General features: G+C 72.6%; 13 protein-coding genes and 1 pseudogene. 8 read left to right on the top strand and 6 right to left on the bottom strand.

Annotated elements, in window-relative coordinates; all coding sequences use genetic code 11:
* Nucleotides 1-1,824 carry a PucR family transcriptional regulator gene (locus ACN27D_RS02760; RefSeq protein WP_421498469.1) on the top strand — a complete coding sequence of 608 codons (1,824 nt, stop codon included), beginning with the start codon at nucleotides 1-3 and terminating at the stop codon, nucleotides 1,822-1,824.
* 116 nt (nucleotides 1,825-1,940) lie between these two features.
* Here the strand turns inward: ACN27D_RS02760 and ACN27D_RS02755 are convergent, their stop codons facing one another.
* Nucleotides 1,941-3,290, bottom strand: a complete 1,350-nt coding sequence (locus tag ACN27D_RS02755; RefSeq protein ID WP_421498468.1) for a hypothetical protein — start codon at nucleotides 3,288-3,290, stop codon at nucleotides 1,941-1,943.
* A gap of 87 nt (nucleotides 3,291-3,377) precedes the next feature.
* Here ACN27D_RS02755 and murD point away from each other — a divergent pair, with 87 nt between their 5' ends.
* The gene (murD, locus tag ACN27D_RS02750; RefSeq protein ID WP_358192961.1) at nucleotides 3,378-4,724 is read left to right on the top strand and encodes a UDP-N-acetylmuramoyl-L-alanine--D-glutamate ligase; all 1,347 of its coding nucleotides are present in this window, start codon (nucleotides 3,378-3,380) and stop codon (nucleotides 4,722-4,724) included.
* 36 nt (nucleotides 4,725-4,760) lie between these two features.
* Here murD and ACN27D_RS02745 read toward each other — a convergent pair whose 3' ends face one another.
* The 3 genes from ACN27D_RS02745 to ACN27D_RS02735 form a co-directional block, all read right to left on the bottom strand.
* A complete protein-coding gene (locus tag ACN27D_RS02745) occupies nucleotides 4,761-5,306 on the bottom strand; it encodes a DUF6114 domain-containing protein (protein ID WP_121686066.1) in 546 nt (181 codons plus the stop codon).
* A 1-nt stretch (nucleotide 5,307) separates the two neighbouring features.
* Nucleotides 5,308-5,937, bottom strand: coding sequence for a DUF6230 family protein (locus tag ACN27D_RS02740; RefSeq protein WP_120569005.1), 630 nt, complete (start codon nucleotides 5,935-5,937; stop codon nucleotides 5,308-5,310).
* A 184-nt stretch (nucleotides 5,938-6,121) separates the two neighbouring features.
* Nucleotides 6,122-6,877, bottom strand: coding sequence for a TetR/AcrR family transcriptional regulator (locus ACN27D_RS02735; protein ID WP_421498467.1), 756 nt, complete (start codon nucleotides 6,875-6,877; stop codon nucleotides 6,122-6,124).
* A gap of 347 nt (nucleotides 6,878-7,224) precedes the next feature.
* On the opposite strand from ACN27D_RS02735, the gene ACN27D_RS02730 reads away from it, so the two are divergent.
* Nucleotides 7,225-7,911, top strand: a complete 687-nt coding sequence (locus tag ACN27D_RS02730) for a Tat pathway signal sequence domain protein (protein WP_120569007.1) — start codon at nucleotides 7,225-7,227, stop codon at nucleotides 7,909-7,911.
* 57 nt (nucleotides 7,912-7,968) lie between these two features.
* Here the strand turns inward: ACN27D_RS02730 and ACN27D_RS02725 are convergent, their stop codons facing one another.
* Complete coding sequence (locus ACN27D_RS02725; RefSeq protein WP_421501100.1) at nucleotides 7,969-8,931, bottom strand: hypothetical protein; 963 nt, start codon at nucleotides 8,929-8,931, stop codon at nucleotides 7,969-7,971.
* A gap of 117 nt (nucleotides 8,932-9,048) precedes the next feature.
* Here ACN27D_RS02725 and ACN27D_RS02720 point away from each other — a divergent pair, with 117 nt between their 5' ends.
* Nucleotides 9,049-10,344 carry an aspartate aminotransferase family protein gene (locus ACN27D_RS02720; RefSeq protein WP_120569009.1) on the top strand — a complete coding sequence of 432 codons (1,296 nt, stop codon included), beginning with the start codon at nucleotides 9,049-9,051 and terminating at the stop codon, nucleotides 10,342-10,344.
* A gap of 3 nt (nucleotides 10,345-10,347) precedes the next feature.
* Here the strand turns inward: ACN27D_RS02720 and ACN27D_RS02715 are convergent.
* Nucleotides 10,348-11,731 (bottom strand): annotated as a pseudogene (locus ACN27D_RS02715) (acyltransferase family protein).
* Between the two features lie 163 nt (nucleotides 11,732-11,894).
* On the opposite strand from ACN27D_RS02715, the gene ngcE reads away from it, so the two are divergent.
* The 4 genes from ngcE (at nucleotide 11,895) to ACN27D_RS02695 (ending at nucleotide 15,688) form a co-directional block, all read left to right on the top strand.
* Nucleotides 11,895-13,310, top strand: a complete 1,416-nt coding sequence (gene ngcE, locus ACN27D_RS02710) for an N-acetylglucosamine/diacetylchitobiose ABC transporter substrate-binding protein (protein ID WP_421498466.1) — start codon at nucleotides 11,895-11,897, stop codon at nucleotides 13,308-13,310.
* Nucleotides 13,310-14,218: a carbohydrate ABC transporter permease gene (locus ACN27D_RS02705; protein ID WP_350816443.1), complete on the top strand. Its 909-nt coding sequence runs from the start codon at nucleotides 13,310-13,312 to the stop codon at nucleotides 14,216-14,218. Before ngcE ends, ACN27D_RS02705 begins: the two co-directional genes overlap by 1 nt.
* Nucleotides 14,215-15,120, top strand: a complete 906-nt coding sequence (locus ACN27D_RS02700; protein ID WP_120569012.1) for a carbohydrate ABC transporter permease — start codon at nucleotides 14,215-14,217, stop codon at nucleotides 15,118-15,120. Before ACN27D_RS02705 ends, ACN27D_RS02700 begins: the two co-directional genes overlap by 4 nt.
* Nucleotides 15,121-15,205: 85 nt before the next feature.
* Nucleotides 15,206-15,688, top strand: coding sequence for a hypothetical protein (locus tag ACN27D_RS02695; protein WP_421498465.1), 483 nt, complete (start codon nucleotides 15,206-15,208; stop codon nucleotides 15,686-15,688).
* Nucleotides 15,689-15,691: the final 3 nt, after the last annotated feature.

Below are 15,691 nucleotides of genomic sequence, written 5' to 3'. Positions count from 1 at the left end.
GTGTCGCCCGTGTTCCCTACCGTGCGTGAGGTGCTGGACCTGGTGCCCGTGCGCAACGGCGCGCCCCGCCTGGTCGCCGGGACCGCCGGGCTGGACCGGCCGGTGCGGTGGGTGCACATCGCCGAGGTGCCGGACATCGCCACCCTGCTCGGCGGCGGGGAGCTGGTCCTCACCACCGGGATCGGGCTGCCGGGCGACGACGCCGGGCTCCGCGAGTTCATCGGCGCTCTGGCCGACGTCGGCGTCTCCGGGCTGGCCGTCGAGCTGGGCCGCCGCTACGTCAGCGGAGTGCCCCGCGTGATGGCCGCCGCCGCCGAACGCCGCGGCCTGCCCCTGATCGAGCTGCGCCGGGGCACCCCGTTCGTCCGCATCACCGAGGCGGTGCACGCGCTGATCGTGGACGCCCAGCTCACCGAGCTGCGCGCCACCGAGGAGATCCACCAGCGGTTCACCGAACTGTCGGTCGAGGGCGCCGAACCGGCCGAGGTACTGCGGCAGGCCGCCGAGCTGGCCGGCTGCCCGATGGTGCTGGAGAACCTGTCCCGGCAGGTGCTCGCGTACGACCCGGCGGGGGAGAACGCCGAACTGCTGCTGGACGGCTGGGAACGGCACTCGCGGCAGATCCGCCCGCCCGGGCGCACCGCGTACGACCCGGACAGCGGCTGGCTCGTCACCACCGTCGGCGCGCGGGGCCAGGACTGGGGACGGCTGCTGCTGCGCTGGCCGGCGACCGAGTCCACCCCGCCGACCCGGCTCACCATCCTGATCGAACGGGCCGCCTCCACGCTGGCCCTGGGCCGGCTGATCCGGCGCGACGCCGAGGGCCTGGAACGGCAGATCCACCGCACGCTGCTGACCGCGCTGATCGACCACTCCCGCCCGGTGGACGAGGTGGCGCTGCGAGCCAAGGCGCTCGGCGTCGTCCTGGACCGCCGGCACCTGGTCGGCGTCGTGGTCCGGCACCGCGCCGACGAGCCCGCCGGCGACGCGGGCACCCCCGACGACGAGCCCGCCCCCGCCCGGCGCGGCGGGCGCCGCGACACCGACGCCGAAGGCCCGGAAGCCGGCCCGGCCCGGCTGCGCGACCTCGCCGAGGCGGTCAGCCAGGCCGTCCGGGACGCCAAGCTCACCGCGCTGACCAGCCCGCTCGACGACCAGGCCGTGGGCGCGCTGCTGGCGCTCCCCGACCCGGCCGCCGAGGAGAAGGCACTGTCCGCGTTCGCCGCCGCGTTGCGCCGGGTACGCCTCGACGCCGCCCCCGCCGCGCCGGCCGCCCCAGCCGCCCGCCCGGCCCGCCCGCTGGACGCTCCGGACCGTCCCGCCGGACGGGCCGTGGCGTCGGCGAGTGCGCGGCCGGTCGACGCGCCGCCCCGAGCCGCGATCGTGGTGGCGGCCGGGTCCGGCGTGGGCAGCCTGCGCGAGGCACGCCGGTCACTGATCGAGGCGCGGCAGGTCGCCGAGGCGGCCCGGCGGGATCCCCGCGATCTGCCCTGCTACCGCCTGCCGCACGTCGGGCTGGCCGGGCTGCTGCACCTGTTACGCGACGAGCCCAGGTTGCAGACGTTCGTCGAGCGTGAACTCGGGCCACTGCTCGCCTACGACGCCCAGCATCCACGGGAGCAGTTGCTGGGCACGCTGCGGGCGTACCTGGAGCAGGGGCGGAACAAGTCGGCCGGTGCAGCCGCCGCGCACCTGTCCCGGCCGGCGTTCTACGAGCGGCTGGCCCGTATCGGCCGCATCCTCGACGCCGACCTCGACTCGGTCGACAGGTGCCTGTCCCTGCACGTGGCCCTGCTGGCCCTGGACGCCGTCCGCACCCCCTGACCCCGCCCCGTCACGCCGGTCCCGCCCCGTCGATCATGAGGTTGAGCCGGTGTTTCGCCCGAATCCGCCCCGCCAACTTCATGATCGACGGGGCGGGGTGGGGTGGGCGGGGAGGGTCAGGTCAGGGCGGTCAGGGTTTTGGCGTAAGGGGCGGGGACGAAGTTGTCGCCGCCGGGGGTGAACACGTCGGAGGTCGCCGCCGCCTGCCAGGCGGTGTCGGGCAGCGCCGCCACCAGGGCGCGGACCACCGGGGCGTCGCGCCACTGGTCCTGCTGGGCGAGCAGGCTCAGCGCGACCACCGACTCCTCCACCTCGCCCACGCACTCGAACGGCTTGTGCCCGTCGATGCCGAGCAGCTCCCGGTAGCCGGGGATCTGCGTCTCGTCGGCCAGCAGGTCACCGCCGAAGATGCCGGTCAGCCGCTCCCGGGGCATGAACGGTGCCATGGCCAGGAACACGAACCGGCACTTCGGGCAGTCGCGGCACCAGCGCTCGCTCGCGTCCCGCAGCTTGAACGCCGCGTTGCAGCTGGTCACCACCGCGTCGTACCGGTCGATCTCGGCGAACAGCCGGGCGATGTGCAGCTCGGACAGGGAACGCAGCAACGAGAAGTACGGCTCGGTGAGCCCGGCGTGCTCGCCCAGCGCCGCGCGCAGCAGCCCTTCCGCCTCGACGCCCTTGGACCACTGGTGGTTGATCTCGTGGCCGTTCCAGATCAGGTTCGGGTCGGACGCGGAACGCTCGTTCGACATCACCACCGGGCCGAGCCCGTGCAGGACGGCGGTCGCCACGGCGATCAGCGAGTTGATCGCGGTGACCGGGATGTGCCCGTTGCGCGCGCCGGCGGCGTTCAGCTCGAACAGCACCGGGTCCAGCCGCCGCCGGGCGGCCAGCGGCACCAGGTCCGACGCCTCGTTCACCGACACGATCACGTGGTTCGGGTTGACCGAGAACGGCACCGGGTCGAGGCCGGCGCGGCGCAGCGCCTCCAGCGTGACGATGGAGTCCTTGCCGCCGCCCACCGCCGACAGCGGACGGCGGTCGGAGTTGTCCACCGGCACGGCCGGGTCCACCGTGCCGGACGGCACCTCGGGACGCAGCTCCAGCACGTGCGGCAGCTCGTTGCGGTACGCGTACTCGGCGAGGCCCTTGGTGTAGACGGCGGTGACCAGCTCGACGGCGGCGGCGCCCAGCGGCGCGGGCAGCACCAGCCGCGGCGGCGCGGCGGCCTTGTAGTAGCTGACGCCGGCGACCACGTGCAGCAGCTCCAGCACCCGGGCCAGGGTGGCCGCCGTGGCGTCGGAGACGGGCTCGGCCGGCAGCGGAAGCGTGATCACCTCGGTGAACCGCTGCTCGCCGTCGGGACCGGTCAGGGCGTAGTCGAACAGGACCTCGCCGGTGGCGAAGTCGATCGAGTAGGACGGGAAGGTGAAGGCGTCCATCCGCCGCAGCTGCTCGTTGGGCACACGCCATACTAGGCCCTGGTTCGTCCGTCCGTGTCCGGCTGGGCCGGACCCTGCCCGCCGTGCGTCGACCGAGTCCGAGGAGAGCCCGTGCGCCTGTCTGATCTGCGCGGACGTCATGTCGCCGTCTGGGGCGCCGGCCGCGAGGGCCGGGCCGCGGTGACCGCGATCGCCGCGCACGGGCCGGCCGGCCTGGTCGTCGTCGACGACAGCGCCAACTTCCTCACGCTGCCCTGGGACGGTCCGCTGGCCGCCGCGGCGCCGCTCGTCACCGGCGAGGAGGGCTTCGAGCGCCTGGCCGCCGCCGACGTGGTGGTCCGCTCGCCGGGCGTGCCGAACACCCATCCGTGGATGGTGGAGCTGCGCCGCCGGTCCGTGCCCGTCACGCAGGGCAGCGCGCTGTGGATGGCCGACCACGCGGACCGGACCGTCGGGGTGACCGGCAGCAAGGGCAAGAGCACCACGTCCAGCCTGATCAGCCACCTGCTCACCGCGATGGACCGGCCGAACGTGTTCGGCGGCAACATCGGGGTGCCGCTGCTGGACCTGCCCGAGGCGGAGCTGTACGTGCTGGAGCTGTCCAGCTACCAGTGCTCCGACCTGACCGACTCGCCGCGGGTGGCGGTGGTGACCGCGCTGTTCCCCGAGCACCTGGACGCGCACGGCGGCGAGCGCGAGTACTACCGGGACAAGCTGAACCTGATCGCGCACGGTCCGCACGCCGTCGTGGTCAACGGCGCCGACCCTCGCCTGGCGGCCGAGCTGGGTGACCGGGCGGCGGTACGCGCCGGCTCGCCGGACACCACGCACGTGGCCACCGGACCGGACGGCGCACAGTGGTTCCACCTGCGGGACACGCCGCTGTTCCCGCGCGCGGTGCTGCCGCTGGTCGGCCGGCACAACGAGGGCAACCTCTGTGTCGCGCTGGCCGTGCTGGACGCGCTCGGCGTCGACGTGGTGGCGCGCAAGGACAGCCTCGCCGTGGCGGTCGCCGAGTTCCAGGGCCTGGCGCACCGGCTCACCGAGATCGCCGACCCGTCCGGGCTCACGTTCGTCGACGACACGCTCGCCACCAGCCCGTACGCGGCCATGCACGCCATCGACGCGTACGAGGGACGGCCGCTGACCGTGATCGTCGGCGGCGCCGACCGGGGGCTGGACTACAGCCCGCTGCGCGCGCACCTGGCCGGCCGGGAGATCACCGTGATCGGTGTGCCGGACAGCGGCCCCCGCATCGTGGACGCGCTGTCCGGGCTGCCGTCGGTGCGTACCGAGCTGGCCGACGACCTGGTCGCCGCCGTCGGGCTGTCCCGCAAGCTGACCCCGGCCGGGGGTGTGGTGCTGCTGTCCCCGGCGGCGCCGAGCTACGGCCGGTTCCGCAACTTCGAGCACCGCTCGGAGGTGTTCGCGCAGGCGGTGGCCGACACCGCCCGCTGAGCGGCGCCGGCCGCCCGCGCGGCGCTGCCCGCTCGGTCAGCCGCGTTCCGCCCGGGCGTCCCGGTGCGGCGACGGCTCGGCGGACAGGATCGCGTCGAGGGACTCCGTGGGCGCGGACCGGTCGACCGGCTCCCGTTGCGCGGGCGCGACCTCCGTGGGCCCGGTCTCGGCAGGCCCCGCCTCCGGTGCGGTGCGGGCCGCCCGCGTCTTGACCGGCGTCCAGGCGAACGCGAGCGCGCCGCCGACGAGCGCCAGCAGCATGCCGATCAGGAACCCGCCCAGGTTCGAGGTGAGCCAGGAGACCAGCCCGAGCACGAGGGAGAGCACCGCGTAGAAGACGCGTTGCTGCGGCGTGGTGATCAGCAGCACGCCACAGATGACCAGGATGGCCGGGACCAGGTACGCGGCCAGCCCTTGCGGCCCGACGTGCAGCAGCACCCCGAGCGGTGCGCGCAGCGTCACGAGCATCTCCGCGCCGCCGAGCGCGATGAGCAGCCCGGCGGTGAACGGCCGCGCCCGGCGCCAGCGCCGCCAGCGTGTGCGAACGCCGGCGGCGGGCGCCGCGTGCTGTCCTGCGGTCACGTCAGCACCCTTCGGAGCTGAAGCCCATGCGCAGGTTGGGCAGCGTGAAGACGGCGGCGGTGGTGGCGTAGTTGTTCTGCCGCAGGTTGGTGATGGTCACGGTGTCGGCCTGCTGGGCGAACACGCCCGGGTTGCCCTTGACCCCGGGGACCTTGTCGACGGTGCTGGCGTCCTGCCCGACGTCGATGTTCTTGAAGGACGCGTTACCGGCGATCTCGTCGCCGTCGACCACGAGCGTGCGGGCGGTCACCGGCTTGCCGGAATTGCCGGCGGTGATCCGCAGGTTGGTCCCGCCCAGGTTGATGCTCTGGCAGAGATTGGTCAGCTCGGCCTTGTCGATGGCCGAGACGATCACGAGCACCTGCCCGCCGGTGTCGCCCTGGTTGGGGCTGTCCGGGATCATCTGGTCGAGCGTGGCGAACTGCTCGAACCCGGTGCCCTCCAGCTTGTCGGCGGTGACCGTGAACGGCATGCCCGAGATGGCGAACTGCGCGCCGAGCACACCCTGCGCGGTCAGCACCACCATGCCGGCCGCGCCGGCCGCCACAGCGCCGAACGTGACGGCGAACCGGCGCCAGCGCACGCCGCTTCTCGGTTGATCGGTCTCGATCTGCTCGATCTGCTCCGGCATGCCGGGCCCCTTTCGAGATCAATTCACCTGCGACGATGTGAATTGGCTTCGCAGGATGTATGCGCCGAGGGGCGCAGGCCGAAGTTACCGCTGAGTAAAGGGGCGGTCAACTGCCTGTAGCAGATCGTTGAGCGGCATTTGCCAAAAGCGGCCAAAGTGAAAAACCGCTGCGGTTTTCCATCGCTCAGGGCTGGCCGGGCGCGCAGGGCGCGGTGGTGGCCGGGCCGTCGTCCGCCCGGTCCGCCCGGGCGACGCGGCCCGCCTCCCGCGGGCCGAGGAACGGCGCGGTGGCCGCGTACGTGAGTGCCGGCAACAGCAGCGGCAGCTCCTCGGCCCGCCCCTGCGCCACCCGCTCACGGATGGTGGCGTGGATGCCCCCGACCACAGTGGACAACAGTGCGTCCCGGTCCACGTCGGCCGGATCCGGCCCGGCGCCGGCGAAGAACCGGCGGAAGCTGCGCAGCAGCGCGTCGCGCTCCCGGCGGGCGTCCGGGCCCGCCGCGTCCACCTCGACCAGTGCCATCCGGGCGAAGGCGGGCACGCTCGCCAGCACGTCGAGCAGCGTGCGCAGCGCCGCCCGGGCGGCCTCCGGCCACGCCGGGCCGGCGTCGCGGTACGCGTGCTCCATCAGCTGCGACACCACGGCGATGCCGTGCCGGTACGCGGCCAGGAACGCGTCCTGCTTGCCGCTGAACAGCGCGTAGAACGCGGGCCGGGTGACCCCGGCGGCGTGGCAGATGTCGCTGACCCGGGCGTTGTCGTACCCCCGGGTGGCGACCTCCCGGACCAGCCCGTCGAAGAGGCGGTCGCGCTGGGTCGCCGCCACCTCCTCGGCCGGCACGCGCCGCGGGCCGCGCTTGATGGCGCGGTCCGGGTCGCGGCCGTGGCGGGCGCCCGGCAGGGGCACGGGTGCCGGCGACGGCGGGCTCGGGACTGTCACTCATCGACCTTTCTTGATGCGTTGACTTTACGACCCTCCGGGGTTTATAACTTTCGACACGCTCAGTTCACGCCTCGTCACCGCTGGTGATCTCTCCTGATCGGTCACCCGAAACGCGTCGAAGGAGGGCCGGATGGCTGCCATTATCGCCGCGCGGACCCGTCCCCCCAAGACCGGAGAGAGCCAGGTGACGCGGCGACGCCGCACTGCGCCACGCCGCCCGGCCCGCTGAGGCCGCACCGGCGCACCACCACCGGCGGCCCCATCCCGGCCGCCGCACCCACCGGCTCCGTCCGCTCCGGACGCCGCCGGCACCGTTTCCTGTCCCACCGCCGGAAGGAACAACCATGCCCAGGTACGGACGTATCGGCGCGGGCCTCGCCGCCCTGACGCTGCTGACCGGTCTGGTCGGCGCCGCCCCCGCCACCGCCGCACCCACCACCTCGCTCGCCAGCGCCGTGCTGACCTACCCGACCGTCGCCGGCACCGCCGTGTCGGTGGGCGACGTCATCCAGGCCAGCCTGCGCAGCGGCACCAACGCCACGTTCTACAACTCGACCAGCGGCACCACCGGCATCAAGTGCGCCGCGTCCAGCTTCAGCGCCAAGGTGCTGACCAACCCGACCGCTCCCGGCACCGCGACCGAGAGCCTGACCGCGCAGTCGTTCTCCAGCTGCACGACGAACGTCTTCGGCACCACCGGCGTGCAGAGCGTGACGGTCAACAACCTGCCCTACACCACCTCGGTGACCAGCGCCGGCGTGGTCAAGATCTCCGGGACCGCGGCGGCGCCGATCCAGAGCACCGTCGTGCTCAACTCGCTGCTCGGCGCGATCACCTGCGTCTACCGGACGAGCACGAACTCGCTCACCGGAACGGCGTCCAACGCCACCAACTCGATCAGCTTCACCAACCAGCCGCTCACCAAGTTCTCCGGCCCGTCGCTCTGCTTCGGCACCGCGTACTTCACCGCGACGTACTCGCCGGTGAGGGACACCAGCAAGACCGGCAGCCCGGCGGTCTACGTCAACTGACACCCGGCTCCCGGGCCGGTGCGCGGCGATTCGCCGGGCACCGGCCCGCGCGCCGGTTCAGCCGGCCGTCAGCGTCATGTGCAGCGCGCGCATCGACCGCAGCGCCGACCGGATCTCCTGGAGGTAGCGGCCCGGCGTCAGCGTCGGCTCCGGTACGTCGACCGCGGCGCGCGCGACCGGGTCCACCCCGACGGTCTCGATGCCGCACCCGTACGGCACGGCGAGTGTCCGCAGCGCGTCGCAGTGCTGGAACGGCACGTAGATCGGGGCGGTCACCATCAGCACCGGGTCGTCCGCGCGCAGCCGCACGTGCTCGGCCCAGAACCGCTGCGTGTCGGCGGTGTGCGCGCGACGGCGGTCCGGTTCGCTCGACGGCGCGGCGAGCACCCGTACCGGTGGCAGCCCGGCCGGCCGGTAGGTGCGCGAGGACCAGGACCGGTGCGGATGGCCGGCCGGCTCGCCGCGCTCGTCGTCCGGCTCGTCCACCCCGAACGCCAGCCGCACACCGGCGTCGAGGACGTCCACCTCGGTGGCGCAGCCGGACAGTCCGGCCGCGTCGAGCACCCCGGACTCGGCCGCGGAGAGCGGCCGGAAGCTGCCCAGCACCGCCACCTCGCCGGTCACCTCGGCCGCGCTCCGGGCCAGCACCGCCGCGTACGCGGTGCGCCGCAGGCAGGCGTGCGCCAGCCCGCCGAGCACCAGCAGGTGCGCGTACCCGGATCGGGCCGGCGCGACGGCGCGGACCAGGCCCAGCTCGGCGGCGGCGCTCAGCACCAGCCCGGCGGTGGCCGGATCGAACGCCGGCTCGCGGGCGTCCGGGCGTTCCCGTCCCTGCCGGAAGTCCCAGCGGCGGGCGGAGAACGCGTCCAGCCCGGCCAGCACCGCCGTCAGGTCGCCGCCCGGCCAGTCACCGCCGAAGTGCGCCACGAGACGCCGCACCGGCGCCGACTCCACCCAGGACCCGACCCCGGCGAGGAGCCGCTCCCGCGTCGTCCCCGCCGCGCCGCCCGGCAGCGTCACCCGATCCGTCCGCACCCGGCGGATGCTACCGCCGGGCCGACTCGCACAGTGCCGGTTGTCCCGGCCCCGGTCGTGGTGGGAACGTGCGGGGATCCACCTCCGCTGAAGGGTGCGCCGATGACCTCCGACGACCTGCTGGCCCGGCACCGGGCCGTGCTCCCGTCCTGGATGCCGCTCTACTACGCCGAACCGCTGGAACTGGTGACCGGTTCCGGCCGCCGGGTCACCGACGCGGCCGGCCGGACCTATCTGGACTTCTTCGGCGGGGTGCTGACCACGATGGTCGGTCACGACATCCCGGAGATCCGCGAGGCGGTCGAACGGCAGCTGCGTACCGGCCTCGTGCACACCTCGACGCTCTACCTGATCCGTCAGCAGGTCGAGCTGGCCGAGAAGATCGCCCGGCTCTCCGGCATCCCCGACGCCCGCGTCTTCTTCACCAACTCCGGCACCGAGGCGAACGAGGCCGCGTTGCTGGTCGCCACGAATCACCGGCGCTCGCACCAGATCCTCGCGGTGCGCAACAGCTACCACGGCCGGTCGTACGCGACGATGGGCGTCACCGGCAACCGCGGCTGGTCGGCCAGCGCGCTGAACCCGTTGCAGGTGGCCTGGCTGCACTCCGGTGAACGGCTGCGCGGGCTGCTGGCCCGGCTCGACGCGGCCGACCGGGTCGACGCGGCGGTCGAGGACCTGCGCGAGGTGCTCGCCACCCAGACCGCGGGCGACGTGGCCTGCCTGATCGCCGAGCCGGTCCAGGGCGTGGGCGGCTTCGTGCACGGCCCGGACGGGCTCTTCGCCGCCTGGAAGAAGGTGCTCGACGAGCACGGCATCCTGCTGATCAGCGACGAGGTGCAGACCGGGTGGGGCCGTACCGGCGAGCACTTCTGGGGCTACCAGGCGCACGGCGTGACACCGGATCTGCTCACGTTCGCCAAGGGCATCGGCAACGGCTTCGCGCTCGCCGGGGTGGTCGGCCGGGCCGAGGTGCTGGAGTCGGTTCCGGCGATCAGCTTCTCCACGTTCGGCGGCAACCCGGTCTCCACCGCCGCCGGCAACGCGGTGCTCGACTACCTGCTCGACCACGACCTCCAGGCCAACGCCGCCCGGGTCGGCGCGATCCTCGGCGACGGCCTGCGCGCCGCCACCGCCGGGCTGGAGCAGGTCGCCGAGGTGCGCGGCAAGGGCTTGATGCTCGCCGTCGAGTTCGTCCACCCGGGAACCGTCGAGCCGGACGCGGCGCTGACCACCCGCGTGTTCGAGGCGTGCCGGGCCGGCGGCCTGCTGGTCGGCAAGGGCGGCCTGTACGGCAACGTGATCCGGATGGGCCCGCCGCTGACGCTCACCGAGGACGAGGCCCGGGAGGGTCTGGCGATCATGGTCGACGCGATCCGCGCCTCGATCGAGGCGTGACCGTCAACCCGGCCGGCGTCGTCCCACCCGTCCGGACCTGAGCAGCCGCAGCAGACCCGCCCCGGCCAGGTACGCCACCAGCGCCGGGGCGGGCAGGCCCAGCGGCTCCGGCGCGGTCTTGGGCGCGAGGCTGTTCAGCAGCAGGCCGACGAGCACGCCCGCGTACCCGGCCACGGCCAGACCGGCGCGCAGCCGCCGTCGGCCCGTCCCGGCCGGCCCGGTCGCGGGCGGGCGGCGGGTGCGGGCCTCGACCGGCCCGAAGACGGCGACCAGCACGGCCAGCACCGCGGCCAGCGCGAGCAGCCACGGTACGCGCCACGCCCACCAGGCCGCCGAGCCGACCGGGGGAGTGGGCAGCACGCCGAGCGCGTCCAGCAGGCCGACGAGCAGCACCGCGGCGGTCAGGTGCCAGAGGAAGAGCGTGAGCACCACCGCGTTGACCGCGAGCACCGCCTGCCAGGGGCCGGACCGGCGCAGCCGGCGCCCGGCCGGGCGCCGCAGCAGCAGGATCAGTCCGAGCTGGGTGGCGGCCGCGGCCATCAGCGCCAGGCTCGGCGGCGCCGCGTTGTCCAGCCGCTCGCCCGGTATGTGGAGCATCGCCACCGGGTACGGCCCGACCGCCGTGAGCAGCACCAGCGCGACCAGCCCACCGCCGAGCAGGAGCGCGCCGGCCCGGCCGGACAGCGGCAGGCAGCGGCGGAACAGGCCACGCGGCGCGGCGTGTTCGGCGCGGGTGTCCGGTCGGGCGGCGTCGTACCAGGCGAACCCGACCTGGTGTACGGCCAGCCAGCCGAACAGGTAGTTGCCGTCGGCGAGCGCGGCCGGGCCGAGGAGCCGGCCGAGGTCGCCGAGCGCCACCAGGACCACGAGCGCCACCGGCACGGCGAGCCCGAACCGGCGGTGCAGCGCGTACATCGGCGGGGTCAGCGCCACCACGGCGACGTAGGCGACCAGGAACCACAGCGGGATGGTGGCGAACCAGGCCACCGTGCGCACCTGCGCCGGGTCGGCGCAGCGTGGCGATCCCCGCGCCCGCGGCCAGCACCAGCAGCAACACGGTGGTGGGCCGGACCAGCCGGGCGCTGCGGTCCACCAGCCATCCGGCCGCCGACCCGCCCCGGCGCCGGCGGGCGGCCAGCGAGGCGGCGTTGGCGTAGCCGCCGACCAGGAAGAACACCGGCATCACCTGGGCCACCCAGGTCAGCGGCCAGGCCCAGCGCAGATCCGCCAGCGCGGAGTGGCCGGCGGGGCGGCCGTCGTCGTACCCGACGGCGGTGACGCCCCAGTGGCCGAGCACGACCATGGTGATGGCCAGGGCCCGGAGCAGGTCGACGTAGCGCTCCCGCCCCGGCGGCGTGCGTTGCGCGAGCTGCCGCAGGCGGCGCATGAGGTCAGGCTAGGCCAGCCGGCTCCGACCGGTACGGATAACGGATCGGTCGAGAGGTCTTGTGGTCCCCGTCGCACTGTCGTAGAAATTCTTCATTAGAAGTGCGTCTTGTGAAGACAAGCGACAGGGTGCTCACCGCGTGTACCCGGACCGAGGAGATGCGATGAACAGGCGTGAGATCCTACGGCGCAGCGCCGCCGCCGGTCTGCTGGCCACCCCCGCCGCGGGGCTGCTCGCCGGCTGCGCCACCTCCGGTGGCGGCGACGAGGGCGACAAGGACGCGTACAAGGGCACCAAGAGCGAGCAGAACCCGCTCGGCGTCGCCGAGGACGCCCCGCTGGAGGTGGTGATCTTCAACGGCGGCTTCGGGGAGGACTACGCCAAGGCCCACGAGGCCATGTACAAGGAGCGGTACCCGAAGGCGGAGATCAAGCACTCGGCCACCGCGGAGATCAGCAAGACGCTCCAGCCCCGCTTCGTCGACGGCAGCCCGCCGGACGTGGTGAACAACTCCGGCGCCGGCCAGATCGACTTCAACGGCCTGGTCTCCCAGAACGCGCTCGCCGACCTGAGTGAGCTGCTCGCCGCGCCGAGCCTCGACACGCCCGGCAAGACGGTCAAGGACACGCTGCTGCCCGGCACCGTCGAGGTCGGCTCCTACGACGGCCGGTTCCTGGTGCTCAACTACACCTACACGGTGTACGGCATCTGGCACTCCGCCAAGCTGTTCGCCGACCGCGGCTGGGAGGACGCCAAGACCTGGGACGACCACATCGCGCTCTGCCGGCGGATCAAGGCCGCGGGCATCGCCCCCTGGACGTACGCCGGTGTGCACCCCCGCTACATGAGCTGGCCGCTGATCTCCACCGCGATCAAGCTCGGCGGACCGTCGGTGGCGCTGGCGATCGACAACCTGGAGCCCAACGCCTGGAAGTCGGACGCCATGAAGACCGCCGCCGACGCCTGGCACCAGATCGTCAAGGACAAGTTCATCCTCGACGGCTCCCCGGGCCTGGACCACAAGCAGTCGCAGACCGCGTGGTGCCAGGGCAAGGCCGCGTTCATCTCCTGCGGCTCCTGGCTGGAGAGCGAGCAGAAGGACGTCACCCCGCCCGGCTTCAACATGACGGTCGCGCCGACGCCGAGCCTGGGCAGCGGCGACAAGCTGCCGTACGAGGCGATCCGCGGCACCGCGGGCGAGCCGTTCATGGTGCCGGCGAAGGCGCGCAACGTCGCCGGTGGCCTGGAGTACTTCCGGACCATGCTGTCCCGCAAGGGCGCCCAGGACTTCACCCGGAAGGTCGCCAGCCTGCCCGTGGTCGCCGGCGCCACCGAGGGCATCGAGCTGCCGTACGGGCTCAGCACCGTGGTCAAGGCGCTCGACGCGTCCGGCTCCAACGGCTTCAACTGGGTCTACAACAACTACTACCGCAAGCTGGAGCGCAACCTCGTCGACGCGGCCTGCGGCGAGTTCTTCAGCGGCCGGACCTCCCCGGCCGAGTTCCTCGACCAGTGCCAGAAGGGCGCCGACTCGATCGCCCAGGACAGCTCGGTCAAGAAGTACAAGCGGTCGGCGTGATGCGACAGGGCCGCCTCCCCCTGATCCTCACGTTCCTGCTACCCCCACTGGCGCTGTACGGCATCTTCGTGCTCTCGCCGTACCTCCAGGCCTTTCAGATCTCCACCACCGACTGGATGGGTTACTCCGCGCAGGCCGACCCGGTCGGGATGGCGAACTTCCGCACGCTGCTGCACGACGGGTATGTGTGGAACGCGTTGAAGAACAACGCGATCCTGCTCGCGGTGTTGCCGGTGGTGACGATCGGGCTGGGGCTGTTCTTCGCCAGCATGCTCACCATGGGCGGTCGCAAGGGCCGGGCCGGTGTGACCGGGGTGCGCGGCACCTCGGTCTACCGGCTCGTCTACTTCTTCCCGCAGGTGCTCTCGGTGGTGATCATCGCGCTGCTCTGGAAGGAGATCTACAGCCCGACCAGTGGCCTGCTCAACGGCGCCCTGCGCGCCGTCGGGCTGGCCACCCCGGCCTGGCTCGGCGACCCGCGCTTCGCGTTCTGGTGCGTGCTGGCGGTGATGGTGTGGAGCAACGTCGGCTTCTACGTGGTGCTCTTCGGCGCCGCCATGCAGGCGATCCCGCGCGACATCTACGAGGCGGTGCTGCTCGACGGCGCGTCCCGCACCACGATGCTGCGGAAGATCACCATTCCGCTGCTCTGGGACACCATCCAGGTCGCGTGGATCTACCTCGCCATCGCGGCGCTGGACGGCTTCATCCTGGTCCAGCTCATGACCAACGGCGGGCCGAACTTCTCCTCCGACGTGATCGGGCTGCGGATGTACGACACGTCGTTCGGCAGCGAGAACAAGTTCGGGTACGCCTCGGCGATCGGTGTGGCGATGTTCTTCCTGACCCTCTCGGTGGCGGTGCTGGCGCTGCGCACCGCCCGGCGTGATCGGATCGAGTACTCGTGACCACCGTGGACACCGGCGCCCCGGCCGCCGAGACGACCCGCGCGACCGCCCCCGCCGACCGGCCCCCGCGCCGCGAGCTGGGCGTGGCGAACGTCTTCTCGCACGGCTTCCTGCTGCTCTGGGCGGCCATGACGGTCCTGCCGCTGGCCTGGATGGTGCTCAGCTCGCTCAAGACCAACGGCGAGATCATCGCCGAGCCGTGGGGGCTGCCCGAGGCGCTGCGGTTCGACAACTGGTCACGCGCCTGGACCAGTGCCCACATCGGCCGGTTCTTCTTCAACAGCCTGGTCGTGGTGGCCGGCTCGCTGAGCCTGACCATGCTGCTCGGCGCCACCGCCGCGTACGTCTTCGCGCGCTACGAGTTCCGCGGCCGGCAGGTGGTCTACTACCTGTTCGTCGGCGGCATGATGTTCCCGGTCTTCCTGGCGCTGGTGCCGCTGTTCTTCGTGGTCCGCAGCGTCGGCCTGCTCGGCACCTGGCCGGGCCTGATCCTGGTCTACACGGCCTACTCGCTGCCGTTCACCGTGTTCTTCCTGAGCGCGTTCTTCCGGACGCTGCCCACGTCGGTGGCGGAGGCCGCGCTGATCGACGGCTGCGGTCACTTCCGGCTGTTCTTCCGGGTGATGCTGCCGATGGCGAGACCGGGACTGATCAGTGTCGGCATCTTCAACTTCCTGAACCACTGGAACCAGTTCCTGCTGCCGCAGGTGCTGCTGCCCGGCGACGGGCAGGACCGGATGCTCGCCCAGGGGCTGAGTTCGCTCGCGGTGAGCCAGGGCTACGCCGGTGACTACGCCCAGTTGTTCGCCGGCCTGACCATCGCGGTGCTGCCGGTGCTCGTGGTGTACGTGGCGTTCCAGCGCCAGGTCCAGTCCGGACTGACCGCCGGGCAGCTCAAGTGAGGTCGTTGCCACAGGCAACGGGGCAGTGGGGAGGAGCGAGCTGACCTAGGGTGAGCCGGCACGCTCATCTATCGACAGGAATCTCATGTTCTTCCTCCTCTACACGCTGTTGCTGCTGCTTGGCGGCATCGCGATGATCGCGGTGGGCATAGCCGTCAAGGAACAGGGCAAGGGCTCGCGGATCCTCAACGTGGTCATCGGCCTGGCCTTCTTCGGGTACGGCTTCTACCTGCTGTTCCTCTTCGACGGCGACAGCTACCGGATCTTCTTCTACGTCTTCGTGCTGCCGATCCTGCTGATCGTGCGCGCCGTGAAGGCACGCAAGGAGGCCCGCGAGCAGGCCGCCGCGCCGCAGTTCGCGGGCGCGCAGCAGTACCCGGGCGGCCAGCAGCAGGGCATGTACCCGGGTGCGGGGCACGGTCAGCCCGGTCCGGCGTACCCGCCCGCCCAGGGCCAGCCCGCCCAGTTCCAGCCCGCCCCATACGGCGCCGCGCCGCAGGGGTACCCGGCTCAGCCCGCTCAGCAGGGCTGGCACCCGAATCAGCCGAACCCGCAAGACCGATACTGATCA

The organism is Micromonospora sp. WMMD1274, assembly GCF_049179035.1.
GTDB lineage: Bacteria > Actinomycetota > Actinomycetes > Mycobacteriales > Micromonosporaceae > Micromonospora > Micromonospora tulbaghiae.
The sequence above is the reverse complement of the archived record's forward strand: the minus strand, read 5'-3'. Positions and strand labels throughout refer to the sequence as shown.